The 24,446-nt window shown below is 71.0% G+C and carries 25 protein-coding genes; 13 read left to right on the top strand and 12 right to left on the bottom strand.

Going from position 1 to position 24,446, the window contains the following annotated elements:
- Window positions 1-8 precede the first annotated feature (8 nt).
- From ACZ7MG_RS28775 to ACZ7MG_RS28765, 3 genes are all read right to left on the bottom strand, one after another.
- Window positions 9-1,199, bottom strand: coding sequence for a damage-control phosphatase ARMT1 family protein (locus tag ACZ7MG_RS28775; RefSeq protein ID WP_471384273.1), 1,191 nt, complete (start codon window positions 1,197-1,199; stop codon window positions 9-11).
- A complete protein-coding gene (locus tag ACZ7MG_RS28770; RefSeq protein WP_471384275.1) occupies window positions 1,192-1,821 on the bottom strand; it encodes a hypothetical protein in 630 nt (209 codons plus the stop codon). The genes ACZ7MG_RS28775 and ACZ7MG_RS28770 overlap by 8 nt, the downstream gene beginning before the upstream one ends.
- Before the next feature lie 171 nt (window positions 1,822-1,992).
- Window positions 1,993-3,804 (bottom strand): S8 family peptidase, encoded by a 1,812-nt coding sequence (locus ACZ7MG_RS28765; RefSeq protein ID WP_471384277.1) that lies wholly within the window; start codon window positions 3,802-3,804, stop codon window positions 1,993-1,995.
- A 394-nt stretch (window positions 3,805-4,198) separates the two neighbouring features.
- Here ACZ7MG_RS28765 and ACZ7MG_RS28760 point away from each other — a divergent pair, with 394 nt between their 5' ends.
- Window positions 4,199-5,263 carry a lytic polysaccharide monooxygenase auxiliary activity family 9 protein gene (locus tag ACZ7MG_RS28760; RefSeq protein WP_471384280.1) on the top strand — a complete coding sequence of 355 codons (1,065 nt, stop codon included), beginning with the start codon at window positions 4,199-4,201 and terminating at the stop codon, window positions 5,261-5,263.
- Between the two features lie 95 nt (window positions 5,264-5,358).
- Here ACZ7MG_RS28760 and ACZ7MG_RS28755 read toward each other — a convergent pair whose 3' ends face one another.
- The gene (locus ACZ7MG_RS28755; protein ID WP_471384281.1) at window positions 5,359-6,012 is read right to left on the bottom strand and encodes a Tat pathway signal sequence domain protein; all 654 of its coding nucleotides are present in this window, start codon (window positions 6,010-6,012) and stop codon (window positions 5,359-5,361) included.
- Window positions 6,013-6,759: 747 nt separating this feature from the next.
- Between ACZ7MG_RS28755 and ACZ7MG_RS28750 the strand changes: the two genes are divergently transcribed.
- Together ACZ7MG_RS28750 and ACZ7MG_RS28745 are read left to right on the top strand one after the other, a co-directional pair.
- The gene (locus ACZ7MG_RS28750; protein WP_471384284.1) at window positions 6,760-7,419 is read left to right on the top strand and encodes a DUF6230 family protein; all 660 of its coding nucleotides are present in this window, start codon (window positions 6,760-6,762) and stop codon (window positions 7,417-7,419) included.
- Complete coding sequence (locus ACZ7MG_RS28745; RefSeq protein WP_471384286.1) at window positions 7,419-7,832, top strand: DUF6114 domain-containing protein; 414 nt, start codon at window positions 7,419-7,421, stop codon at window positions 7,830-7,832. The genes ACZ7MG_RS28750 and ACZ7MG_RS28745 overlap by 1 nt, the downstream gene beginning before the upstream one ends.
- 60 nt (window positions 7,833-7,892) lie before the next feature.
- Here the strand turns inward: ACZ7MG_RS28745 and ACZ7MG_RS28740 are convergent, their stop codons facing one another.
- Window positions 7,893-8,276 (bottom strand): hypothetical protein, encoded by a 384-nt coding sequence (locus ACZ7MG_RS28740; RefSeq protein ID WP_471384288.1) that lies wholly within the window; start codon window positions 8,274-8,276, stop codon window positions 7,893-7,895.
- A 197-nt stretch (window positions 8,277-8,473) separates the two neighbouring features.
- Here ACZ7MG_RS28740 and ACZ7MG_RS28735 point away from each other — a divergent pair, with 197 nt between their 5' ends.
- Complete coding sequence (locus tag ACZ7MG_RS28735; RefSeq protein WP_471384291.1) at window positions 8,474-9,721, top strand: cytochrome P450 family protein; 1,248 nt, start codon at window positions 8,474-8,476, stop codon at window positions 9,719-9,721.
- A gap of 52 nt (window positions 9,722-9,773) precedes the next feature.
- Here ACZ7MG_RS28735 and ACZ7MG_RS28730 read toward each other — a convergent pair whose 3' ends face one another.
- The 5 genes from ACZ7MG_RS28730 to ACZ7MG_RS28710 are packed head-to-tail and all read right to left on the bottom strand — an operon-like array spanning window position 9,774 to window position 14,223.
- A complete protein-coding gene (locus ACZ7MG_RS28730) occupies window positions 9,774-11,081 on the bottom strand; it encodes a cytochrome P450 (RefSeq protein ID WP_471384946.1) in 1,308 nt (435 codons plus the stop codon).
- A gap of 50 nt (window positions 11,082-11,131) precedes the next feature.
- The gene (locus tag ACZ7MG_RS28725) at window positions 11,132-11,740 is read right to left on the bottom strand and encodes a GTP-binding protein (protein WP_471384293.1); all 609 of its coding nucleotides are present in this window, start codon (window positions 11,738-11,740) and stop codon (window positions 11,132-11,134) included.
- Window positions 11,718-12,077, bottom strand: a complete 360-nt coding sequence (locus tag ACZ7MG_RS28720; RefSeq protein WP_471384296.1) for a DUF742 domain-containing protein — start codon at window positions 12,075-12,077, stop codon at window positions 11,718-11,720. Before ACZ7MG_RS28720 ends, ACZ7MG_RS28725 begins: the two co-directional genes overlap by 23 nt.
- The gene (locus ACZ7MG_RS28715; RefSeq protein WP_471384298.1) at window positions 12,074-12,487 is read right to left on the bottom strand and encodes a roadblock/LC7 domain-containing protein; all 414 of its coding nucleotides are present in this window, start codon (window positions 12,485-12,487) and stop codon (window positions 12,074-12,076) included. The genes ACZ7MG_RS28720 and ACZ7MG_RS28715 overlap by 4 nt, the downstream gene beginning before the upstream one ends.
- Complete coding sequence (locus ACZ7MG_RS28710) at window positions 12,484-14,223, bottom strand: ATP-binding protein (protein WP_471384301.1); 1,740 nt, start codon at window positions 14,221-14,223, stop codon at window positions 12,484-12,486. Before ACZ7MG_RS28710 ends, ACZ7MG_RS28715 begins: the two co-directional genes overlap by 4 nt.
- Window positions 14,224-14,591: 368 nt before the next feature.
- Here ACZ7MG_RS28710 and ACZ7MG_RS28705 point away from each other — a divergent pair, with 368 nt between their 5' ends.
- The 6 genes from ACZ7MG_RS28705 to ACZ7MG_RS28680 all read left to right on the top strand — a co-directional run bounded on the left by ACZ7MG_RS28705 (window position 14,592) and on the right by ACZ7MG_RS28680 (window position 19,877).
- Window positions 14,592-15,548 carry a helix-turn-helix domain-containing protein gene (locus ACZ7MG_RS28705; protein ID WP_471384303.1) on the top strand — a complete coding sequence of 319 codons (957 nt, stop codon included), beginning with the start codon at window positions 14,592-14,594 and terminating at the stop codon, window positions 15,546-15,548.
- A gap of 533 nt (window positions 15,549-16,081) precedes the next feature.
- Window positions 16,082-17,878, top strand: a complete 1,797-nt coding sequence (locus ACZ7MG_RS28700; protein ID WP_471384304.1) for a sensor histidine kinase — start codon at window positions 16,082-16,084, stop codon at window positions 17,876-17,878.
- Window positions 17,865-18,299 (top strand): roadblock/LC7 domain-containing protein, encoded by a 435-nt coding sequence (locus tag ACZ7MG_RS28695; protein WP_086761708.1) that lies wholly within the window; start codon window positions 17,865-17,867, stop codon window positions 18,297-18,299. Before ACZ7MG_RS28700 ends, ACZ7MG_RS28695 begins: the two co-directional genes overlap by 14 nt.
- A gap of 7 nt (window positions 18,300-18,306) precedes the next feature.
- The gene (locus ACZ7MG_RS28690) at window positions 18,307-18,675 is read left to right on the top strand and encodes a DUF742 domain-containing protein (protein ID WP_216590162.1); all 369 of its coding nucleotides are present in this window, start codon (window positions 18,307-18,309) and stop codon (window positions 18,673-18,675) included.
- Window positions 18,653-19,255, top strand: a complete 603-nt coding sequence (locus ACZ7MG_RS28685) for a GTP-binding protein (RefSeq protein WP_471384308.1) — start codon at window positions 18,653-18,655, stop codon at window positions 19,253-19,255. Before ACZ7MG_RS28690 ends, ACZ7MG_RS28685 begins: the two co-directional genes overlap by 23 nt.
- Before the next feature lie 37 nt (window positions 19,256-19,292).
- Complete coding sequence (locus ACZ7MG_RS28680; protein ID WP_471384311.1) at window positions 19,293-19,877, top strand: GAF domain-containing protein; 585 nt, start codon at window positions 19,293-19,295, stop codon at window positions 19,875-19,877.
- Between the two features lie 201 nt (window positions 19,878-20,078).
- Here ACZ7MG_RS28680 and ACZ7MG_RS28675 read toward each other — a convergent pair whose 3' ends face one another.
- Window positions 20,079-21,320 carry an acyl-CoA dehydrogenase family protein gene (locus ACZ7MG_RS28675; RefSeq protein WP_471384313.1) on the bottom strand — a complete coding sequence of 414 codons (1,242 nt, stop codon included), beginning with the start codon at window positions 21,318-21,320 and terminating at the stop codon, window positions 20,079-20,081.
- A 761-nt stretch (window positions 21,321-22,081) separates the two neighbouring features.
- Between ACZ7MG_RS28675 and ACZ7MG_RS28670 the strand changes: the two genes are divergently transcribed.
- The 3 genes from ACZ7MG_RS28670 (at window position 22,082) to ACZ7MG_RS28660 (ending at window position 23,529) form a co-directional block, all read left to right on the top strand.
- Complete coding sequence (locus ACZ7MG_RS28670; protein WP_471384316.1) at window positions 22,082-22,384, top strand: hypothetical protein; 303 nt, start codon at window positions 22,082-22,084, stop codon at window positions 22,382-22,384.
- A gap of 75 nt (window positions 22,385-22,459) precedes the next feature.
- Complete coding sequence (locus ACZ7MG_RS28665; protein WP_471384318.1) at window positions 22,460-22,888, top strand: roadblock/LC7 domain-containing protein; 429 nt, start codon at window positions 22,460-22,462, stop codon at window positions 22,886-22,888.
- 47 nt (window positions 22,889-22,935) lie between these two features.
- A complete protein-coding gene (locus ACZ7MG_RS28660; RefSeq protein WP_471384321.1) occupies window positions 22,936-23,529 on the top strand; it encodes a GTP-binding protein in 594 nt (197 codons plus the stop codon).
- 183 nt (window positions 23,530-23,712) lie between these two features.
- On the opposite strand, the gene ACZ7MG_RS28655 is transcribed toward ACZ7MG_RS28660, so the two are convergent.
- Window positions 23,713-24,171, bottom strand: coding sequence for an ATP-binding protein (locus tag ACZ7MG_RS28655; protein ID WP_471384324.1), 459 nt, complete (start codon window positions 24,169-24,171; stop codon window positions 23,713-23,715).
- Window positions 24,172-24,446 lie beyond the last annotated feature (275 nt).

The following is a 24,446-nucleotide window of genomic DNA, read 5'->3' as shown; positions in this document are numbered from 1 at the left end:
TTTCCCCGTCAAAGGGACGGTGCTCCCCCCACCTGGATCAGCGCCCTCGTCCCGCTCGTGCGCCACGTCTGTCCCTCCGCCTCCACGAGCGCGGATTCCGTCTGCGGGGTCAGGCCGGTGATGACGTCGGACTTGAGGGTGCGGAGGGCGGTGACCGGGGTGGGGAAGTAGGCGGTGGCCTCGGGGAAGGGGGTGGTGGGGGGCCAGAGGCGGTCGCCGACGAGGCGGCGGTAGTTGAGGTCGCCCTTCATGAGCGTCAGGTCGGCCGAGGCGAAGTCCGCGCGCAGGTCGGCGGGCATGTCCGCGTACGGCAGGGGCGCGCAGGAGAAGGGGTGGGCGCGGAGGACCAGGCGGCCTTCGGTGAGGGCGGTGCGGAGGCGGGTGCCGGCGTCGGTCTTCGCGGTCACCAGGTGCCCGACCGCGTCGAGGGTGTCGGCGGTGGTGGCGTCCGAGACGAAGTACGGGTACGGCTTCAGATGCAGGACGGCGCGGCCGAAGTGGCCGTGGGCGAGGAGGTGGTCGATGAGGAGGAGGTCGGGGATCAGTTCGCGGCCCGCGTTGTCGGCGACCAGGCAGAGGGTGCGGTCGGCGGAGGCGGTGGGCGCGCCGGTCAGGAGGGACAGCAGCGACTCGGTGTCGTCCGCGACCAGTTGGGAGGACTCGGCGGTGTCGTCGTCCCCGGCCGTCTGGAGGCGGAAGCCGAGGTCGGCCCGGTTGCCCCAGAGGGAGCCGTGGAGCAGGGCGTCGAGCTGGTCCGGGAGGGGCTGTTCCGACAGGGGGCCGAGCGCGGTGAGTTCGGCGGCGGCCTCGGGGGTGTCCAGTTCGGCGAGCTTGAAGGGGCGGAACGGGTCGACGCCCTGCCAGGGGCCGGGGCCGAAGTAGCCGACGGCGCGCAGGAGTTGGCGGTAGAAGCAGCTCTCGGCGGCGAGGAAGGGGAGGGAGAACCAGGAGCGGCCGGTGTAGCGGCGTACGTTCCAGATGTCCCACCAGTCGTCGTCGGCCGGCGGGGCGAGCACGCCCTCGGTGCTGTTGTGCAGCAACTCGTCCAGGGCGCGGCGCTGTTCGGGGCCGTAGGGGGTGGCGTCCCGCACCTTGCGGATGAGCGCGGGGTGCCGTTCGGCGAGGACGCTGTGCGGGAAGGAGGCCGGGTCGTCGCTGCGGATGACCGGGGCCGGGGCGGGTGCGGGGGTGTCAGGCATGGCCGTGGGCTCCTGTGCGGGGCAGGAGTTCGGCCTGCTTCGCCTTCTCGTCGAGTTGCTCGTGGAAGCCGGCCTCCGTCCACACGTACTTCCTGAACTGGTCCGTCGTCAGCGGGCCGGACCAGGGGCTGCCGCTCGGGTAGAACACGGAGTCGCAGGAGGCGCAGTGGTGGGCGGGGTTCCACAGGGCTTCGGCGCGGGGCCGGCCGGACGTGACGACGGCGCGTTCGCGGGCCTCGCCGCGGATCACCCAGAGGGTGCCGAAGAAGAGGAGGACGGCGAGGACCGAACCGCCGATCGTGAAGAGGGGTTTGTCCTCCTGGACGCCGTGCTGGGCAAGGCCCGCGCAGACACCGGTCAGGACCATGCCCTCCAGGAAGTGCATCACGCTGTCGAACCTCGACTCCGCACCCGGCGCCTTCGCCAGCCGGTCGGAGAGACCGGAGCCCGGGGAGTCGGGGGCGGCACACGCGTCGGGGACCGAGCGCACCACCGGCCCCGAGGCCCCACAGCGGGGGCAGACCGCCATGACCGGAGCCGCGCCGAACTCCCCTGCCGTCTCGCCCGGTCCTGCGGTCCGGCTCCGGGCCGGGCCGGTTCCCTCGAACTTCTCTGTCGCCATACGCATACGCTAACGCCCGCCGACGCGCTCGTTCCTATGTGCCAGACATGCGCCGGCGGCCGACCGATGCCCGCTCGCATCGGTCGGCCGCCGGCAGTGGGGGGTGGCGGTCCGTCGGTCCGGCCGTTCAGCCGGACTGTTCGGTGGGGTTCAGGCCTCGCGGCCCGAGCCTCAGAAGGTGAGCTTCCAGTTGTTCAGGCGGCCGGTGTCGGAGGCCGCGACGTCCTGGACCCGCAGCTTCCAGGTGCCGTTGGCGACCTCGCTGGAGGCGTTCACCGAGTAGGTGGTGACCAGGTTGTCCGCGGAGTCCGAGCTGGAGGCCTTCAGCGGGTAGGTCGAGCCGTCCGGGGCCACCAGGGTCAGGACCAGGTCACCGCGGTAGGTGTGGGTGATGTCCACGCCGACCTGGAGGGCCGAGGGCGCGTTGCCGGTGCGGCCGGTGACGGAGATCGAGGACTCGATCGCCGCGCCGTTGTCCGGGATGGAGACGGCCGTGGTGTTGGTGAAGGTGGTGCCCCCCGTGGAACCGCCACCGGTCACCGCCTGCACCGTCTTGGCCGCGTCGGCCAGGCCGGCGCCGCAGCCGCCCGAGCAGGCACCGGGCAGAGCACGCGAGTTGGTCTTGATCGCGGACTCGATCTGGGCCGGGGTGAGCGCGGAGCTCGCCGACTTCAGCAGCGCGGCGAGGCCCGCGATGTGCGGGGCGGCCATGCTGGTGCCCTGGTAGTAGTCGTACGACTCGCTGCCGGGGGTCGAGGCGCCCGCGTTCAGCGTGGAGAGGATGCCGCCGGACTCGGTGGTGCGGGTCTCGCCGCCGGGGGCCGCGATGTCGACGACCGAGCCGAAGTTGGAGTAGTACGAGCGGGCGCCGGCGCGGTTGGTGGCCGCCACCGAGATCACGTTGTTGCAGCTGGCGGGCGAGTAGTTGGCCGCGTTGGCGTTGCTGTTGCCCGCCGCGACGACGACCGTGGTGCCGCGGTTCACGGCGGCGTTGATCGCGGTCTGGGTCGCGGAGGTGCAGGCGCCGCCCCCGCCGAGGCTCATGTTGATGACCTTGGCGACGTTGGTGTTGGCGGGGACACCGGAGACGGTGCCGCCGGACGCCCAGGTGATGGCGTCGATGATGTCGGAGTCGTAGCCGCCGCACTTGCCGAGGACCCGCAGCGGGGAGACCTTGGCGCCGTAGGCGATACCGGCGACACCCTTGCTGTTGTTGGTGACGGCGGCGATGGTGCCGGCGACGTGGGTGCCGTGCCAGGAGGAGGTGCTGGCCGGGTCGCCCGCGGCGCACTCGTTGGCGGCGGTCCAGTCGCCCGGGTCGGCCGGGTTGCTGTCACGGCCGTTGCCGTCGTTGGCGACGGTGGTGTCGGCGATGAAGTCGTAGCCGCCGACGATGTTCGCGGCGAGGTCCGAGTGGGCGACGTAACCGGTGTCGATGACGGCGACCGTCACTCCGGTGCCGGTGGTCTTGTCCCAGGCACCCGGCAGGTTCATGCCCGCGGTGGACTCGTAGAGGTCCCACTGCTTGGTGTACTCGGTGTCGTTCGGGGTGGCCTGCGCCTTGTTCAGGCGGTCCGGGACGACATAGGCGACCTGCGGGTCGGCCTGGTACTCGGAGATGACGTCGGCGACGTCCGTCTTGGTGAGGTCCTCGCCCAGGTCGACCAGGGCGGCACCGCTGCCGAGGCGGCGCTGGAAGTCGAGGCTCTCGCCGGCCTCCTCGCCCTTGGCGGCGGCGTCGGCGTCGGCGGCCTTGTTCGACGTGGCCTCGGCGGCACCGGACTTGTAGCCGACGATCAGGCGCTCGGCGACGGTGCCGGGCGCGGCCTCGGTGGCACCGGCCACGGCGGGGGCGGCGTCGGCCTTCGCGGACGGGGTCTGGGCGACGGCGACCGAGGAGGTCATGCCGGCCACCAGGGCGACGGAGACCGCGGCGACGGATATGAGCTTCCGTCCTGCGGTACGAGAGGGGGAAGTACGCAAGGGCTTCGCCTTTCGTGGCCTGCTCATGTCAGGGGAGGAGCGGCAGTGAAACGCTTCTTCATCGAAGCGGCGGGGGGTCCAGAAAGGGTTGGCGCAGAGACCGGCCAAGCGCGAGCCGTGCCACCAGGGGTTACCTATGGTTCGGCTGTGCGATGACATTAGGCAAAGCCCAGGTCATGGGGATACGGGGAAAACCCTCGACCCCCGGGGAACTCCCCTATGCCGCCCGGGAGTCGGGTCCTGATGTGCCGCTTCGCCGGGTTTGCCGAGGCTTTGCCGGCGCACCACGCATGGCCGGATCCGACCGGTCGAACAAGGCCGCGCCGTTGAACACGGCACCCATGGGTCCCGTACGACACGGTGGACCCGTCAGCCCTCTCAGCCCTCGACCCCCATGGATCGGACGTACCGGATGTACCGCTTGTCCGCCCGCCACACCGACGGCTGCCGCATCGACGGCTGCGACGGCTGCCGCGCCGGCCGCCGTCACGCTCCCGGCCACCGCACCGTGGTCACGGCCGCCGCCGCGACCGTCGTGGCCCCTCTGCTGCTCACCGCGGGAGCCGTCGCCCCGGCCTGGGCGCACGGTGCGCCGACGGATCCGGTGAGCCGGGTCTCGGCGTGCTCGCCGGAGGGCGGGAGCCAGGGGTCGGCGGCGTGCCGGGCGGCGATCGCCGCGAACGGCGGGCCCTTCACCGCGTGGGACAACATGCGGATCGCCGGCGTGAACGGGCGGGACCGGGAGGTCGTCCCGGACGGGCAGCTGTGCAGCGGCGGGCTCGCGCCCTACAAGGGGCTCGACCTGGCCCGCGCCGACTGGCCCTCGACCCGCCTCTCCCCCGGCGGCACGCTGGAGCTGACGTACCGCTCGACGATCCCGCACACCGGGACCTTCAAGCTGTTCCTGACGAAGCCGGGGTACGACCCCACGAAACCGCTGACATGGTCCGATCTGCCCGAGAAGCCGTTCGCCTCGGTCACCGACCCGCCGCTGCGGAACGGGTCGTACGCGTTCTCGGCGAAGCTGCCGGCGGACCGGTCGGGGCACCATGTGCTGTACACGATCTGGCAGAACACGAGCACGGTCGACACGTACTACTCGTGCTCGGACGTGGTGTTCCCGAAGGCGAAGCAGGCCGACTCCGGGAAGGACGAGGGGAGTTCGGCGAAGACGCCCGCCGGGGGCGAGGAGAGCGCGGCGGAGACGCCGGCCGCGGAGACGTCCGAGCCCGCCGACGCCACGCCGACGCGGTCCACGAAGACACCGGCGGCCGGCACAGACGGTTCCGGTGGCGGAGGGGACGGGGTGGCCGACCCCGGGAGCCCCGTCGCCTCCACCACGGACGCGAGCGGCGTCTCCGTACCGCTGGTGGCGGGTGGCGCCACGGCGTTGGTGCTCGCCGCGGGCGCCGCCCTCTACCTGCGCGGACGGGGACGCCGCTCGCGTACCGACAGCTGACCGCGTCGACCGCCGGTCGAAGGGTTGGAGGTCGGTTACCGGCCGCCGGACCGGTAACCGACCCGATTCAGGGGCGAGTCGAGGTCAGTCGAAGGTCAGTTGGTGTAGACCGTCGCGCCGCCCTGGTTGGTGTCCGTGACGGGCGCGTACTTCGCGGTGAAGTAGCCGGTGGCGAAGCACAGGGACGAGCCCGACGTCCTGGTGAACGGCTGGGCGGTGAAGTTGATGCTGTTGTCGGTGTTGTCGGACGTGCCGGTGATGCTCGGCGCCTGGTAGACGCAGTTGATGGTGCCCAACAAGGTGCGCAGCACGACGGTGGTCTGGATGACCGAGCCCGCCGCCGGGGTGACCGTGAGGGCGCCGCCCGAGGTGACGGTCGTGGTGTAGGGCAGGTTGTTGACCGTGATGCTGTTGACGCCGAGGACACCGAGGACGTTGCTGGTGCAGCTGCCGAAGGTGTGGGCGTCCACGGACTCGGTGGCCGTGCCGGGCGCGGCCGGGTTGTCGGTGACGGTCGCGGTGAAGGTCGACTCGGCACAGGAGAGACCGCTCGTGCCGGTCGCGCTGGAGCGGAACGTGCCGGCGGTGCCGGACGCCAGCGAGGCGCTGAGGACGTCGCCGACGGCGACCGCGTCACCGGCGAGGCCGCCTGTGGTGAGCACGGTGTCGGCGGCGGAGGCGGGGCTGATGGCGGACACCATCAGGGCGGCGGTGCCGGCGGCGAGGGCAAGGAGGGATCGCGTACGCATGGGGTGCCTCTTCTCATGAAGTGAGGGACGCCGGTGGCGGCCCTCGGCAGGTGCGGGTGACAGCCCTCGCGAAGCGCGGGCTGCGGTGCGGGCGCGCGAGTGGACACCGTTCGCGCGGGGGAACGCGGCGATGCCGCACGGCGCCCTACGGCCGCTGTCGATCCGTGACACGCCTTCTCCGTACGTGACGGATCGACAGCGACTGCGACAGCCGGGGATGGGACACGGCCCAGTGGAGGGGAAGGCGACCGTGCCCGGCACCGCGGTCAGGGGTGGTGCTGTGCTGGGCCGCGCAGCGCGTTCAGGTGGCGCCACCCACACCCTCGTCTGCGACGGGGTGTTCGGGACGGTGGCATGCGCTGCGCGTCGGATCCGGCGCCACGGATCCGAGGGTGAAACCCGGGAGAGTTGTAGACCTGAAAATGAGCCAACGTCAAGGCGTTGTAAGGAAGTTGACAATCGGTGGCCCGGCGCGTTTCGGCTGGAAACAGTGGCCCTGGACGACAAAACCAAAGGTGAGAGATGTTCAGCTTTCACAGAGGCGGCACAACCAACATCCTTTTGCCACAAGCGTCTTGACCCTTGAAAGTAACCACCGGTAACTTCGCGAATGGCTACTGCGGCGTAACAAGCAAGCCCTTGCACCCACGGGAGGTGCGCTCAGGTGTGCGCCGCAACCGCTGTCCGCGCCAGGACAACGTGCCGTCGAAGCTTCATCGCAATGACTTGGAAGTCCAGGGAGCACACATGGCCTCGTCCTCGGACGCCGCGGCGTCCACCAACGAAAGACCCGAGGGTCCCGAAGCGTCCGGAAGACGCGGGCGGGTCCGCCTCAAGCGCGCCGCCGTGATGGCGGTGCCGGCCACGGCCGTCGCCGCGGGTCTCATGATCCTCACCGCTCAGGGCGCGCTGGGCGTCCAGTTCGCCATCTCCGGCATGCCGTTCGTGGTCACCGCCGACAAGCTCGACGGTGAGGGTTTCGCCCAGTACGGCTCGTTGGACCACATGATCGAGAACAGCCCCAACGAGGGTGACACCGGCGGTCAGGTGCTGGTCGTGACCTCGGTCGTGAAGAACGGCAAGCTCACGAACCTCTGCCAGAGCGTCGACCTCGGCGGCATCCAGCTGATCCTCACGGCCGGCAACAAGGGCACGCCGGTCAGCGTGAAGAACCTGGCGATCGACTCCGACGACATCTCGGGTGACGCCTCGTTCAACAACATCGAGATCGGCCGTGACTCCAGCACGTTCGACAAGGTGGACCAGAAGGGCATGCCCGGTGTCTACGGCCAGCAGGCCGACTCGGTCACCATCACCGATCTGTACCAGCACAACTACGCCGCCACCGCGGCCGTCTTCAAGCTCCCCGACCTGCACATGAGCTTCAAGAGCGAGGGCTGCGACTAGTGAGCGACTTCCGGGAATGGAGGGGTCACCGGCCGTTCGCCGGTGGTCTGTTGCTGGTGCTGGGCGGCGCGGAGATCCTGCTCACCATGAAGGCGCCGCTGCCGGTCATCCTCAAGATCGGAATGCAGGGGCTGGCGGGTTATCTGCTGCCCTCGCTGATGATCCTGTGCGGGTTGCTGATCCTCTTCAACCCCACCCAGCGCCTGTTCTACTCCATCCTCGGGATCATGCTCTCGCTGGGCACCTGGCTCACGTCCAACATCGGTGGGTTCGTCGTGGGCCTGCTGATGGGGGCGGTGGGCAGCACGCTGGCCTTCGGCTGGCTGCCGGATCAGGAACCCCGGGTCAAGCGGTCACGCTCCGCGAAGCGGGGGGAGAAGCGGGCCGAGAAACACGCCGTGGAGATCGGGTAGTCGCGGTTGTTCGGCGAGTACCGGTTCGTCGTGGTTGCTCGTGCAGTTCCCCGCGCCCCTTCAGGGCGTGGGGACTGCGGCCGTCAGAGCCGTGTGGAGGCGTGCCGTGTCGGTCCAGTACGTGTCGTGGGTGAGCGGGACGCGCCAGTAGAGGCCGGGGCCCGCCGTACGGCGCAGGGGCGGGACGGCGACATGGCTGCCGCGGCCGAGGACCTGGACGTCGGGCAGTCGCCACTCGGACGCGTCGCCCGGGAGCACGAGCCAGTACATGATGCCGCCGTAGCCGTCCTTGATGACGGCGCCCGTCGCGCTTCCGAGGGACTCCAGAACGAGGGTGCCGAGGGCGACCGGCACCCGTACGGCGTTCCACCACCGCCCGGCCGGCACGGTGCGAACTTCGGGGCTGTAGGAACACATCCAGCGCGGGGCCCTGCTGACAGTCATGGCACTCACCGGCATTTCATGGGGGGTGGGCCCGATCCTAGGAGCCGCCCCGGAACCCGACTTGCGAGTACGCGCACGGAAGTTGCCGTCGTACGCAGCGGGCACCACGTGATCTCGCCCGGCGACGCTACGGGGTCGTAGCGTGACCGGCCTCGCACGTTGTGTCGTTGGACTGTTTTCGACCGCAGGAGGGCCCGATGGGCAACCCCACCCCCTTGGTGATTGACGCGACCGGCCGTGACATCCACGGTGAGGCCGCCCGGATCCGCGAGGCGGGTCCGGCGACCCGGGTCGTGCTGCCGGGGCCGCCCACCGTCGAGGCCTGGGCCGTCAGCAGCCCCGAACTGCTCAAGCGCCTGCTCACCGATCCCCGGGTGTCCAAGGACGCCCGGCAGCACTGGCCCAGGTTCGCCGCCGGTGAGATCACCCCGGAGTGGCCTTTGTTCACCTGGGTCGCCGTGCAGAACATGTTCACCGCGTACGGCGGTGACCACAAACGGCTGCGCACCCTGGTCGCCAAGGCGTTCACCTCGCGCCGTACGAACGCCCTCCGGCCCCGGATCGAGGAGATCACCAAGGGGCTGCTCGACCGGGTCGAGGAGGGCCTGCGGCGAGGAGAGGCGGTCGACCTGCGGGAGGAGCTCTGTTACCCGCTGCCGATCCAGGTGATCACCGACCTGTTCGGGCTGCCCGAGGAACGGGGCCTGGAACTGCGGGAGTTGGTGGACAAGATCTTCGACACCTCCGCCGACCCCGGGGAGATGACCGCCGCATTCGGTCGGTTGCAGGCCGTGCTGGCCGAACTCGTCGCCGCCAAGCGGGAGTCGCCCGGCGACGACCTCACCTCCGGGCTGATCTCCGCCCGTGACGAGGACGAGACGCGGCTCAGCGAGCAGGAGCTGATCGACACCCTGGTGCTGATGATCAGCGCCGGGCACGAGACCACCGTCAACCTCCTCGACCAGGCCGTCCACGCCCTGCTGACCCACCCCGAGCAGCTCGCCCATGTCCGGGAGGGCCGCGCGGGCTGGGACGACGTGATCGAGGAGACGCTGCGGACCGAGGCGCCGGTGGCGAGCCTGCCGCTGCGTTACGCCGTGGAGGACCTGGACCTCGCCGAGTTCGGCGGCCCGGCGGGCGTGGTGATCGGCCGGGGCGAGCCGATCCTGGCCGCGTACGCCGCCGCCGGGCGCGACCCCGAGCGGCACGGGAAGGACGCCGACGTCTTCGACGTCACCCGCGCCGACAAGGAGCATCTGGCCTTCGGGCACGGCGTCCACTTCTGCCTGGGCGCCCCGCTCGGCCGCATGGAGGCCCGGATCGCCCTCCCGGCACTCTTCGAGCGGTTCCCGTCACTCGAACTGGCCGTCGAGGAGGGGGAGTTGGGGTACGTGGAGTCGTTCATCTCCAACGGTCACCGCCGGCTCCCGGTCCGCGAGGCCTGACGGGCAGCCCCACCGGGCCCCGCGCGAAACGGCTGCGCGCCGCGCGGTACGGCTACTCGCCGCGCCACCAGGACAGCAGCCGGGCCCATCCGCTCCTCGGGCGGGTGGGCTCCGTCGGCGGGGCACCGGAACCGGCGCCGTACGGGCCCTGCGGGCGGGAGGCGGCGGACACGGGAGGCCCGGCGGTCGCGCCGACCGCGGAGGCCGGCGGGAAGGTCACGGGCAGGGCGGCGAGCGCTCGGTGGAAGGGACCCGGACGCCACTCCAGCGACTCCACGGGTACGGCGAGGTCGACGTCCGGCAGCCGGTCGAGGAGCTTCTCCACCGCCACCGAGGCGATCAGCCGGGCCTGGCTTTGCGCGGGGCAGTTGTGCGGGCCCGCGCTCCACGCCAAGTGCGCCCTGTTGCCCACTCGCTGATGGTTCGTCAGAGCTGGGTCGGTGTTGGCGGCGGCCAGCGAGACGACGAGCGGGTCACCGGCCTTCAGCAGCGCGCCCTCGTACAGCACGTCCCGCTTCGGGTAGTGCACGGCGTAGTTGGCCATCGGCGGGTCGGTCCACAGCACCTCGTCGAGGGCGTCCTCCACGGGGAGGCTGCCGCCGGACAGATCGCCGGCGAAACGGTCGTCGGAGAGCAGCAGCCGCAGTCCGTTGGCGATGAGGTTCTGCTGCGGCTCGGTGCCCGCGCCCATGAGCACGACGAGGGTGTGGATCATCTCCTCGTCGGTCAGCTCCGCCGGGTGCTGGGTGAGCCAGGACGTGACGTCCGGTCCGGGCCGCTTCCGCTTCAGTGTGACCAGTTCGAGGAGCGTGGTGCTGAGGAGTTCGTTGGCCCGCTCGGCGTCCACGCCGTCGAAGATGCCGGACATGCCCTCGACCAGCTTCAGCCCCAGTTCGGCCGGGCAGCCGAAGAGGTGGTTGAAGACGAGCAGCGGCAGCACCTGGGCGTACTCGCCGAGGAGGTCCGCCTTGCCGGTGGGCGCGAACCGGTCGATGAGGGTGTCGGCGCTGCGCTCGACATAGCCGCGCAGGGTGTGGGGCTCGACCCGGGCGAGGCTGTCGGTGATGGCGCCGCGCAGCCGCTGGTGCTCCTCGCCGTCGGAGAACAGGGCGTTGGGCCGGTACATCATCATCGGGACGACGGGGCTGTCCGGGGGGACCGTGCCGTCGTTGAGGTCGTTCCAGCGGCGCGGGTCCTTGGCGAAGGTCTCCGTGCTCCGCAGGACGTGCAGCGCGGCGTCGTACGAGGTGACGAGGGTGGCGCGGACGCCGGGCGCCAGCTCCACGGGGGTGGTCGGGCCGGTCGCGCGGGCCCGCCGGTAGAACGCGGCCGGGTCGGCGGCGAACTCCGGTCCGTACATGGGCCGGTGGGCCGGGCAGCCCGGCGGCGGACCGGACGGCGATGCGGAGGTCACGCGTGCTCCAGTTCGGTGTCGGGCTGCCGGCTGAGCAGATACTCGACGAGGGCGATCAGGGCCCGGGTGGAGGAGTCCGCGTCGCGGGCGTCGCAGCGCACCAGCGGGGTCTCGTCCAGCAGGTCGAGGGCCTCGCGCACCTCGTCCAGCTCGTGCACGGGGGCGCCCTCGAAGTCGTTGACGGCGACCGCGTACGGCAGGCCCAGCTCCTCCAGGAGGCCCATCACGTCGAAGGAGTGGGAGAGCCGCCGGGTGTCGGCGAGGACGAGGGCGCCGAGGGCGCCGCGGGTCATGTCCTGCCAGAGTTTGGTGAAGCGCTGCTGTCCGGGGGCGCCGAACAGATAGAGCACCAGCGAGTCGTCGAGGGTGAGGCGGCCGAAGTCCATGGCGACCGTGGTGGTCGTCTTGTCCAGGGTGCCGGCGAGGTCGTCGACCAGGGCGCCGGCCTCGGTCATGACCTCCTCGGTGCGCAGCGGCCGGATCTCGGAGAGCGTGCCGACGAACGTGGTCTTGCCGACCGCGAAGTGGCCGACGACGAGCAGCTTGGCCGCCGTCTTCACCGTCGGCCGCAGGTAGACGTCGTCAGAGGCGGGCGCGGAGCCCATCGAGGACCTCCTGGAGGATTCTGGCGTCCGACGGCCGGGCGGCCGGTATCGGGGCGCGGGTGACGATGTGGCCGCTGTCCATGAGGTCGGCGATCAGCACCTTGGTCACGCTGACCGGCAGCCGCAGATGTCCGGCGACCTCGGCGAGGGAGAGCGAGCCGTGGCGGCACAGCTCCGTCACGCGGCGCTTCTCCGGGGTGAGCCCGGCCAGGGACAGGTCGGTGGTGGCGATCAGCAGGGTGACCAGGTCCAGGGTGTTGCGGGTCGGGTGGGAGCGGCCGCCGGTGACGACGTACGACCGCACCAGGCTCCCCTTCGGCCGGGGGCGGGGCGTCATGCCCTGCTGCCCGTGTCCAGCCGTGCCGGGCTGGTCAGCTCCTTGCCGAGCCGGTCGACGAGCTTGTGCATGCGGTAGGTGACCGACTCCATGTCGACCTCGTCGCCGGTGGACACCGCGAGGTAGGCGCCCTCGCCGGCCGCGACGAGGAAGACGAAGCCGTGGCCGAACTCGATCAGGGTCTGCCGCCACGGGCGGTCCGCCGGGCCGCAGAACTCGGAGGTGCTGCGGCTGATCGACTGCAGGCCGGCGAGGCCGGCCGCGAGGCGCTCGGCGTCGTCGCGGCCGATGTCGGCGGAGTGGGCGCGGAGCATGCCGTCGGCGGAGAGCAGGATGGCGTGGCGGGCCTCGGGCACCTTCAGCACGTCGTCGAGCATCCAGCCCAGCTCGTTGGTCATGGGCTCGATCATGCGTGGGGGGTCCCTTCGTTCTCATGGGGGGTGGGGCGCGCGGGGTCGGGCGCGGAGTCGGGCGCGGGGTCGCGGACGTACTCCTCCTCGTCGAGGATGCGTCCCGCGGCCCGGCCGAAACGGGTGCCGCGGGCGAAGGCGCCCATGATGCGAGCGTTCTCCTCGGGCGATCGGCCGGGGATCCCCTCGGCCGGGGACGCGGGCTCCGCCTCGGGGGCGACGGCCCGCTTGGGGGTACGCCGACGGCGCTTGGGCAGTCCCCCCACGGTGGTGTCCTCGGCTGTGGCCCGGGTCGGGTTCGCGGGTGTGGTCCCGGGGGTCTCCGTGGACGCGGTCCCGGAGGTGTCCGTGGACGCGGTCCTGGAGGTGCCCGCGGGTGTGGCCCCGGTCGGGTTCGCGGCTGTCGTCCCGGGGGTCTCCGTCGACGCGGTCCGGAAGGTGTCCGTGGACGCGATTCCGGAGGTGTCCGCGGGTGTGGTCCCGGGAGTGTCCCCGGCCGTGGCCCCGGAGGTGTCCGTCGACGCGACCCCGGAGGTGCCCGCGGACACGGTCCTGGAAGTGCCCGCAGGTGTGGCCCCGGGAGTGTCCTCGGCCGTGGCCCCGGAGGTGCCCGCGGACGCGATCCCGGGGGCGTCCCGCGACGCGGTCCCGGAGGTGTCCGCGTCGCGGGCCCGGCGGGGGCCTGGGACGGTTGCCGGGACGGGTGTGGGTTTCGCCGTCGGGGCCGGGGCGGCGGGGGCGAGGTGGGTGAGCAGTGCCGAGGGTACGAACGCGACGGCGCGGACGCCGCCGTAGGGCGAGCGGGTGTCCACGGAGACGGTGAACCCGTAGCGCCGGGCGAGCATTCCGATGACGGCGAAGCCGAACTGGGGCGGGTCGTCGAGGCGGGTGACGTCCACCTCGCCGCGGCCGGCGAGCAGCCGGCCGGCGCGTTCCACGGCGTGGGCGTCCATACCGACGCCGGCGTCGTCGATGACGACGCACACACCGTTGTGCACGTTCTGGACGTTGACCTCGACCGTGGTGTCGGGCTGCGAGTGGCGGGCGGCGTTGTCGAGCAGTTCGGCGACGGCGAGGACGACCGGCTCCACGGCGCGGCTCTCCACGGCGATGTCGACCTGGCCGTGGACGCGGACGCGCCGGTAGTCGCGGATGCGGGAGGTGGCGCCGCGGACGACCTCCACGATCGGGGAGGTGGCGCGCTGCCGTCCCGGCCAGGAGCCGCAGAGTACGGCGATGGCCTGGGCGCGGCGGCCGAACTGGGCGTTGGTGTGGTCGACTTCGAGGAGGTCGCGCAGCACGTCGGGGTCGTCGTGCCGGTCCTGCATCTCGGAGATGGCCACCTGCTGCTCGTTGGCGAGGGCCTGGATCGAGCGCATGGACGCCTTGAGCGCGGCCTTGGCGGACTGGTCGGCGCGGGCCTGTGCGTGCTCGACGGCGCCGGAGAAGCGGGCCAGGACCGCGTCGAGTCCCTTGCCGAACTCGGTCCCGGCGAGCCGGGTGTCGAGCGGGCCGACGCCGGGGACGCTCTGGCCGGGGTGGTCGGCGAGGGCGGGCAGGCGGACCGTCACCAGATGGCGCAGTTCCTCCTCGCGGGCCCGCACGTCCTCGGCCAGGGCGGCGTTCCTTCTGCGCTGCCGCCCGCTGATCCCGTGCTGGCGCAGCAGAAGCACGGCGACGGCGAGCAGCGCCACGGCCAGCGCCCAGGTCACCGCCTGCGGTATCGGTTCGGTCATGAAGTACGAGTCCTTACGTCCTCAAGTCCCCAAGCCCCGGGCCTCGGCGGTTCCCGGACATCGGGCGGGAGTTGACGGAGCGCCCGACGCTAGCCGCGCGACCAGGCAGGTACTTTCCGTGACGCGCAGGGAAGTTGTCACAGGGCGCATGAGTGGCGCAAGGGGCGCGAAGGAACCGTGACGATTCCTCCGGCATATTCGGCCAAGGGGGCCGGGCGGCACGGCAACCGCTTGCCACGCTAGGGTGCCCTCCGGGTTCGACCGGTCGGTAACTGTCTTTGATCAAACAGAAGTTGAAGATTTTCCCGCCGGGGACCGTAAAAGACCACGAGGACGTCGTCGGGGGCCCGGACCGGGGAGGAGCAGCGTTGCCCGCGGGAAGTTACAGCGTCGAGGCGCTGACCACCGAGGAGCTGGCCCCGCGCGAGCGTGCCGACTTCTGGACCGAGCAGATCGGCTCGTACCAGTCCCGGATGGGCTTCCGGTACGCCCAGTCGGAGAACTTCCGCGGCACCACCGTCCGGCAGCGCACCGACACGTATCAGTTGGTGAAGTACCGGTCCGACGAGATCGAGTACACCCGTACGATGCGCCAGGTCCGCCAGGACCCGGACGAGGACTACCGGCTGCTGCTGCCGATGAGCGGGGAGATCGTGCTGCGGCAGGACGGCGGGGAGGCCCGGCTGACCCCGGGCACGGCGGCCCTGGTCACCTTCGCCTCGCCCTTCCAGTGCCTGCAGAGCGACGCCATCGACGCGTTCATCTTCACCATCCCGGCCCGCGAGGTCGACGGCCGGCTCAACAGCAGGTCACCGGTGGCCAGCGGACTGAACCTCACGACCGGCCTCGGCCGTATCGTCGGCTCGATGCTGACCGGCCTGCACGAGGAGCGCGAGCACCTCACCGACCCGGAGTTCAACGCCGTCTCCGACCGGGTCGTGGAGCTGGTGTGCATGCTCACCGCGGGCGACGACCGACCCGACGCCCCCGGGCAGTTGGGCGAGGTGGAGGCGATGGTCCGCCGCTATGTGCGCGACCACGTGGCGGACCCGAACCTCACGGGTACGGCGGTGGCGCGCGCCCTCGGCTGGTCGCTGCGCCAGATCCAGCTGGCCCTGCAGCAGGCGGGCACGACGCCTCGTGAACTGATCCGCGAGGAGCGGCTGCGCCTGGTCCGGGACCGCTTACTGTGCGCGGAGTGCGAGCACATGACGATCACGGATCTCGCGTACTCCGCCGGTTTCTCCTCCGCGAGCGCCCTCAGTACGGCCTTCCGGCGACGCTACGGCGTCAGCCCCCGGGAGATGCGCCACAGCATGCGCTGACGTCGGCCTCCGGATGCGCGGACGTCCGGCGAACAGGCTCTCACATCGGCGCTCCCGCCCCGTCGGTTGAAGTCTAAAGTTTAGACAAAGCATGACGCTCCGTCGACCCGGGGCCTTTTCGGGCGCCCCCGGTGTGAATTTTCCCGGGGCACACCGTGCACGCTACGTGCGACCGGCCGCATCGCGCACCCGAGTCCGCATGCCACACCGGGCGTTGACACGAGGCAACAACCCGTGGAAATGGCCTGATCTTTGCCCTCCACGCGACCGGGAACGGACCCCCGGGACGGCCGAACCCGCAGGTGACCCGCCGCCCGGCGGCCCCTCTTTCACAGGTGGCGCGACGCCGTGGCCGGGGTGTGAAGAACTGTTTCCGCGCACCTCGTGGAGAGAGGGTAAAAAGGCGTCGCAGACCCTTGCCGTCACTGACGGCACCTCAGGTGGCAGACCTCCCCTGAGCGTCTAGGACCGCTGGTCAGATAGTTGACGTTCTTCGCTACTCTGTCGCGTACTGGCTGATCGAGAGGACTCCGATGCCTGAACCCCCACCCTTCGCGACGCCCCCGGAACACGGGCGGCCGGAGACGACGACTCCCCCGTCCCGTCACCGGCACGGAAAGACCGGGGCATCGGATTCCGCGAACTCGTCCTCGCCACAGCCCCGGTTGACACGGCTCGCCGTGCTGCCCGCCGCGTTCATGGCCGGAATATCCACCGCCGTCACCGGCACCGTCCTGGGGCTGCAGGAGGGCACCGTCACCCCCGCCACCTGGGGTGTGCTGGCGGGCGGCGCGCTGCTCGGCTGCGGCTGTCTGGCCGGGGCCGTGCGGGCCGCGAGGAAGCGGGCCAGGTCCGACGCGAAGCGCGCCGAGTCCCTGCGGCAGGCCATCACGACCGGCAACTGGGCGCTCGACGAGGACCTGACCCGCCTCAAGCGCGGCGAACAGCTGCTCTCCCGCGGCTTCGCCTACCAGGCGTCGCGCGGCGAAGACCCGTACCAGAAGCTGGAGTACGAGGTCACCGAGGCCCAGCACCGGGCCCGGGAGGCGCTCGTCTGGGCGGCGAGCTACTTCCAGTCGGCCTCCGACGACAACAGCGACAAGGTCGAGGTCTTCGTCAACCTGGCCCGCCGGCTGCAGTCGCTCGTCCACCGCACCATCCGTGAACTGGACGATCTGGAGAACCAGGTCGAGGACCCGGACCTGCTCCGGCGCATCTTCGGCATCGACCACCTGGCCACCCGAATACGCAGGCACGCCGAGAACCTCGCGGTGCTCGGCGGCGCGGTCTCCCGTCGTCAGTGGACCAACCCGGTGACGCTGACCGAGGTGCTGCGGTCCTCCATCGCCGAGGTCGAGCAGTACTCCCGCGTCAAACTGGTGCCGCCCATCGAGGGCACCCTGCGCGGCCACGCGGTCGCCGACGTCATCCACCTGCTGGCCGAACTGGTCGAGAACGCCACCATGTTCTCCCACCCGGACACCCAGATCCTGCTGCGCTCCCGCCGGGTGACCGCCGGTATCGCCATCGAGGTCGAGGACCGCGGCCTGGGCATACCCCAGGAGGACCAGGAGCGGATCAACACGCTGCTCGCCGACCCGGCCCGCATCGATGTCGCCAAGCTGCTCGCGGACGGCCGGATCGGTCTGTTCGTGGTCTCCTCCCTGGCCCGCCGGCACGGCATCGCGGTCCAGCTGCAGGGCAACATCTACGGCGGTGTCCAGGCCATCCTGGTGCTCCCGCAGGGGCTGCTGGGCGAGGAGGAGGGACAGGGCCCCGTCCAGGCGCCCGTCCAGGTACGGCCGGCGGCGCCCCAGCAGCAGCCGCAGGCCCCCGCGCCCGGCCGGCCGGCACCGGCCCACGCGGTTCCCCCGGCCGCCGTACCGTCCCACGCGCACGCGGGTCCCCCGGTGGCCCGCCCCGCCCAGGCCGGTCCCCCGGCGGGTCTGCCGCAGCGGTCGGCCGCCCCGGCGCCTCCCTCGCCGGCCGCCCGGCACGAGCGGGCGCGGCCCGTCCCCGACGTACGGTCCGACCACCGTGCCCCGGGCTACGACCGACCGACGGCCGCCCCGCACGGGGCCGGTGAGCCCGCCCGGCCGACGCTGCCGAAGCGTCGCGCGATGGAGCATCTGGCCCCCGAACTGCGGCAGGCACCCACGCCGCGCCCCGAGACCCTCGAGCAGGAACTGAACTTCAGCCCCGGCCTCCTGGCCGGAATCAATCGAGGCTTCGGTCTCGCCGGCGCGACCTCCGACGCGATCCCCGTCGACGAATCGCGCTGGGCCCCGCACCGACCGCAAGGAGAAGAACCCCACCATGGTGAGCGATAGCCACCCCACCGGACAGAACATCGACTGGCTGCTGGAGAACCTCAAGAAGACCGTCCCCGGTACCCGCCAGGTCCTGTTGCTCTCGTCCGACGGCTTGAGCAAGGCACACGTGGACCTGAGTACCGACGACGCCGACCGTATGGCCGCGATAGCCTCCGGGCTCAACTCCCTGGGCCGCTCCTTCGGCCACGACAGGGTGCTGGGCAACGGCGGCACCGTCCGCCAGGTCATCGTCGAACTGCACAACGGCATCCTCATCGTGGCCTCGGCGGGCCACGGCGCCGTGCTGGCGGTCACCGCGGACGCGACGACCCACACCGAGACGCTCGGCTACGAGATGGGCATGCTCATCCGGGCCGTGCAGCCGTTCCTCGCCACGCCGGCCCGCCGCCACAACGCACCGTCCAGCGCGGGGATGTGACGACGCGATGACGGACGAGCTGTTCCTGGACGAGGAGGCCGGGCGCTTAGTCCGGCCGTTCACCGTCAGCAACGGGCGCACTCGACCCTCGACGTCGTTCGACCTGCTCACGCTGGTGATGGCCACCGGTGTCCTGCCGATCACCGACCTCGGGCCCGATCACGACCTGGTGCTCGGGCTGTGTGTGCGGCCGGTGCCGGTGGTCGAGGTGGCGGCCCGGATGAACCTGCCGATCGCCGTCACCAAAGTCCTGTTGTCCGACCTGGTGCAGCACGAGGCGCTCACCGCACGGGCGCCCCGTGCGGTCGAGGCGGCCTCCGCCGCCAACCGAGAAGTTTTGGAGGCGGTGCTCGATGGCCTACGCGCACGGCTCTGACCCCTTCCCGACCGCCCTGAAGATCCTGGTGGCGGGCGGGTTCGGGGTGGGCAAGACGACCTTCGTGGGGGCGGTCAGCGAGATCGCGCCGCTGAGCACCGAGGAGGTCATCACCACGGCCAGCGCCGGTACGGACAGTCTCGCGGGGGTCGAGGAGAAGTCGACCACCACCGTGGCGCTGGACTTCGGCCGGATCACCCTCGGCAAGGACCATGTGCTGTATCTGTTCGGCACCCCCGGGCAGGAACGATTCTGGTTCATGTGGGACGAGCTGTCCGACGGGGCGCTGGGCGCGGTGGTGCTCGCCGACACCCGGCGGCTCGACGCGTGCTTCCCCGCGGTGGACTTCTTCGAGGTGCGCGGCATCCCGTTCGTCGTGGGCGTGAACGAGTTCGACGGCGCGTACCAGTACTCCCTCGAAGAGGTCCGGGACGCGATCGGGCTGAAGTCGAACGCGCCGATCGTGTTCTGCGACGCCCGGCACTGCAGCTCCGGCACGGGTGTGCTCGTCGAACTCGTGCGCCATCTGCTCGACATGACCCCCGGCGTGGCCACGCACCAGCCGCCCGTGCTCCGTTGATCCCTACTCGCCCCAGCTGACCTCGAACGGAGTTCCGATGAACAGCCCCTACTCCTCCTACGAGCCGCCGCTCGACCGACTGCTCCTCACCCCCGAGGACCCGGTCGGCCCGCAACGCCGGGCCAGGCTGACTCAATTGGGGCTCGCCGACATCCCCCGGCCCGAGTTCGACGCGTTCGCGCGCCGGCTGGCCCTGGAGCTGGACGCGCCGTACGCGATGGTCAACTTCGTCGACGACAGGCGGCAGTTCTTCGCCGGGCTCTACACCCCGGACGCGGGACCGGTGAACATCTCGCAGGGGCAGCTGGCCGAGACCTCGATGAGCCGGGAGATGCGGCTCGACCACGGTTTCTGCCCGCACACCGTCAAGCGGACCGCGGCGCTGGTGCTCGACGACGTCTGCGACTACCCGCGGTTCGCGGGCAACCCGGTCGTGGACGAGATCGGCATCCGCTCCTACATGGGCGCCCCCCTGATGGACACGCTGGCCGGGCTCAACCTCGGCACGATCTGCGTCGTCGACACCGACTCCCGCACCTGGGGCCGCCAACGCCTGGAAATCATCAAACACATGGCCCAGGAACTCTCCGCCCAAATCCACACCCTCGCCTCCGGCCACTGAACACCGCCCGGGCAACGCCGCCGACCACGGAGACCGGCCCGGGCGCCGCCGCCGGTCCACCGGGTCGAGAGGGGGCGGGCCACCGGGCATACGAAAGCCGCGGACACGCCCTCGTGTCCGCGGCTTGTCTGATTCGGTTCCGCGGCTGCCGGTGGGGGCGGTCGCGGGGTGCCGGGGCTCCCCCGAGGCCCGGCTGTGTTGCTAGACCAGTTCTCCGACCGGGATCGGTTCCGGTTGTGGTTCCCGCTGCTCGACCTGCGGGGTGCGGACCAGGTCGGCGAGGCGTTCGGACCACTGGCCCTTGTTCTCGCCGAGTGCGAACTCGCCCAGCCGCAGCCCCTGGATCTCGGAGGTGCCGGCGGGGGCGTAGATGTGGAAGGCGTCGCGCAGATAGCGTTCGACGGGGCGGTCGGTGAACAGGCCGCAGGCCGCGTGCATCTTGACGGACGCCTGGGCCGACTCGATGGACGACTCGACGTTGAAGAGCTTCGCGGTCATCAACTCGACGTCGCAGGGCCGCCCCTGGTCCAGCAGATGCGCGGCGAGATACGCGCTCTGCCGCGCGAGGGTGAGGCGTTGCAGCATCCGCCCCAGCTCGATCTTGATGTTGGGCAGATGCCCGAGCGGCCGCCCGTAGCGCTGGGTCTCGCCGCAGTACCGGGCGGTCTCCTCGAACACCGCCTGGTGGATGCCCAGGGAGACCGCGGTGAGGTTGAGGCGGCCGTAGAGCATCGACGAGGAGTAGGCGACGGCCAGCCCCTCGCCCTCCTCGCCGAGCCGGTTCGCGGCCGGAACACGGCAGTTGTCGAAGATGAGTTCGCCGAAGCTGAAGCCGTGCAGCCCCATGGCGGGCACCTGCTCGCCGAGGGAGAAGCCGGGCCGGTCCGACTCGACGAGGAACGCCGTCATGCCCTGGGAGCCGGGCCCGGTGCGGACCACGACACCGTGCACATCGCCGACATGGCTGTTGCCGACGAAGACCTTGCGGCCGTTGAGGATGTAGTCGTCACCGTCCCGCACCGCGCTGCTCTCCATGCCGGCCACATGGCCCCCCGACCCCGGCTCGGTGACAGCGATGGTCGGGAGCACCTCTCCCGCGGCGATCCTCGGCAGCCAGTGCCTCTTCTGGCTGTCGTCGCCGAAGTGGACGATCTTGGCGACGCCCAGCTGGGAGGCCTGCACCATGGCCCCCATCGCCCCGCTCACCCGGGACAGTTCCTCGATGACGACGGTCTTGGCCAGGTGGCCCGCGCCCATGCCGCCGTAGGCCGGGTCGATCGTGGCACCGATCCAGCCCTGTTGGGCGATCAGCCGGGAGAGCCCCACCAGTGCGGTCCGGGAGGCCTCCATCTCGGGTATCAGAGGCCGCACCACACGCTCGGCGAACTCGCGTACGCGCTGCCGTAGATCCTCATGATCCTGGGTTGTGAAGACGTGTTCCACGCCAAGCCCTTCTAGGCGTTCTCCCGCGCCCGGGGGAGACGCGGTGGCTGTGCGTCGGTCGTGTTCCGGTTCGGAGTCTGACCGATGCTCAACATGGTCTACAAATCAACCTCTTTCGCCAAGATCGTTTAGGAGGTTTGGCCGAAAGATAGACAGTTGAAATTTGAGCGTGAATGTGAGATATGAGTACGACGATGTCCGCATTTTGATACTTTCCATGGCGAACTTGCACGACTCCCCCGATCCGGAAACGGGCAGGGAGTGGCCGGACCACCAGGCACACCGGACATGAGCCCCTTCCCTCCGGGCCGCGCACCGCCAAATACCAAACCGCCGCGCCCCGCGCGCATGTTTGAGCAGGGTGCCACAGAATTCAAGCCATCCACACAGGGGCCGGATGTGGCCGGACCGTGCTCGTCCTGAGGGGTTGCTGTGTCGACAAGTCAGCTTTCCCGAAGCCTCCGGAACGTTCCGCTCCGCCCGCGCGCCGACCACCCGCGCGGACCGGTCCCGCACGTTCGTCAATTGCGGGCGCCCAGCGCCAAGTTGCGGTCGACGGATGCTGACGGCGGGCCTCGGGTCCTGATAGCGTTTCGTCCGCCCGCTGACATTCACCGACGGTGCGTCAAGCCGGAGCACAGGGACGCCGGACGGCTCGCCGCGCCCCCATCGCCATCGGATGTTCACTGTCGTACGAGGAATCAGATGCCTGGCACCCTCCCCCGCATCGGCCCCACGCACGGTGCGACACGGTGGCCCGGATGAGCGGTGACCCGCCCCGCACCGAGACCGGCCCCACCCCCCTCCCCCAGGGTTCTCGGGGCCTGCCCCGCCGACCCCGGAGCACCCCGTCCGCACCGGCCGCGCCGCCGGCCCGTGAGGACGCGGCCGGGACGCCCCCCGGCGCGGACGACGACACGCAGGACACGCTCTGCCCGGACGCCCTGGCCCGTGCCATGGTGGCGATCCGGCGGGGCTCGACGAGGGCCCGGCTCTCCGCACCGGACGACACCGACGCGGCCCCCGGCCGGCCGGCGCCACGGCCCGGTCCCGGCGCCGCCTGACGGGCGCTCCCCCTGGCGCCCCGACGACCCGGCGCCGCCCCTGGCGCCGACCGAACCGTGAGGAACACGCACGACATGACAGAGCAGGAACGACCCGGTCCCCAACTGGACTGGCTGCTGGACGGACTCGTGGAACGCATACCCGAGATCCACTGCGCCATCGTGCTCTCCGGGGACGGTCTCCTCATCGGCAAGTCGAAGGACATCCGGGTCGACGACGCGGAGCATCTGTCCGCCGTCGGCTCGGGCATGCACAGCCTGGCCCGGGGTGTGGCCCGGCACTTCCAGGGCGGCGAGGTCCAGCAGACCGTCATCCAGATGGAGCGGGCGTTCCTCTTCGTCACCGCCGCGGGCCGCGGCGCGCGGCTCGCCGCGATCGCCTCGGAGGAGGTGGACGTCGGCATGATGGCGTTCGAGATGGGGACCCTGGTCAAGCAGGTCGGCAAGTACCTGAGCGCGGCGCCCCGTTCGGAAACCCCGTCCGGTTACGTGCAGGACGCATGAACCGCGACGGCGGCCGGGCATGGAACTCGTCGAAAGGGTGATGGATCGTGTCCGTCGAGCCTCTCGTACCCACCGCCCTGAAGATCCTCATAGCGGGGGGCTTCGGCGTCGGCAAGACCACCATGGTGGGCTCGGTCAGCGAGGTGACCCCGCTGGCGACCGAGGAGCACATCACCGAGGCCGGCAGACGCGTGGACGACCTCAGAGGTGTGGAGAAGAAGGTCTCCACCACCGTCGCCCTGGACTTCGGCCGGATCACCTTCTCCCCCGAGCTGGTGCTCTATCTCTTCGGGACGCCGGGGCAGGACCGCTTCTGGTTCATGTGGGACGACCTGTGCAGCGGGGCCCTCGGGGCCGTCGTCCTCGCCGACACCCGCAAGCTCGACGCCTGTTTCCCCGCGGTCGACTTCTTCGAGTCCCGCGACATCCCCTTCGCGATCGGCGTCAACTGCTTCGACGGCAACCGTGACGTGGACGCCGAGCAGGTCCGCCAGGCCCTCGACCTGGCGCCCGCCGTCCCGATCCTCCTCTGCGACGTACGCCGGCGCCACTCCAGCAAGGAACTCCTCCTCGCCGTCCTCGGCGCGGCCCGCCGCCGGATGGAGGCCCGCCTGGTCGCGGCGGGCCTCCGTCCGGGCTGAGCGTTGGCGCGGCGCGGGCGAGCGGGGGGGCGGGGGGGCGGGGTGAGTGGGCGTGTGCGGCTCCGGTGGGGCGTCTCGCGCAGTTCCCCGCGCCCCTGAAAAGCAGGGGCTGCGCCCCGCGCCCCTGAAAGACCTGGGCCGCGCCCCGGGCTTTCAGGGGCGCGGGGACCGCGTGACCGGCGCCTACGTCCAGGAGGGGTCGCTCAAGTCGGTCAGGGGGAACTCCCCGGCCTCGCGCGGGGCCGTCGGAGGGGCGGGATCGGCGGTGTCCCGGCCCTCCGACGGCAGTTCTGCCCAGACGACACGACCGGACCGTTGTGGGGTGTCGCGCACCCCCCAGTCGCTGCTGAGCATGCCGACCAGCATGAGCCCTCGCCCGTTCTGGTCGTCGGGGCCCGGACGACGCCGGGCAGGCTGTGTGTGACGGCTGTTCTGGTCCTCGACCTCGATCCGGAGCCGTCGTCCGGTGAGGTGCAGTCGGCACACGATCCACTCGCTGTCCGTGTGGGTCAACGCGTTGGTGACCAGCTCGGACGTGATCAGAAGGGCGTCCTCACGGGTCTCCGGACGCACCCCCCACTCGCCGAGCAACTCGCGCACGGTTCTGCGCGCCTCGCCCGCCGAGGCGGGTACCGCGGGCATTCCGAACACACCCGCTCTGTGGGGTTCGTACGCCTCTGTTCCAAGGGGTGGGTACATGGTCGGGGCTAACCGGTCCGTGGACTGGGGGAGAGTGGGCGGAGCCATCGCCGTATGCCTTTCGTCGGCCCTTCGCACCGCAGCGGTGCCGGTGCCACGGCCGTCTCGCCGCCCTCCGCGAGTACTGGCAACTCGCGGGGAACAGCGCTGAGTTGCGGCCACATCTCCCCCAACCTGGCCGCGCAGCCTCAGCGTTCACCGAAGCCGTGACGGTACGA

This window comes from Streptomyces sp. NPDC107538 (assembly GCF_055657445.1).
The sequence above is the reverse complement of the archived record's forward strand: the minus strand, read 5'-3'. Positions and strand labels throughout refer to the sequence as shown.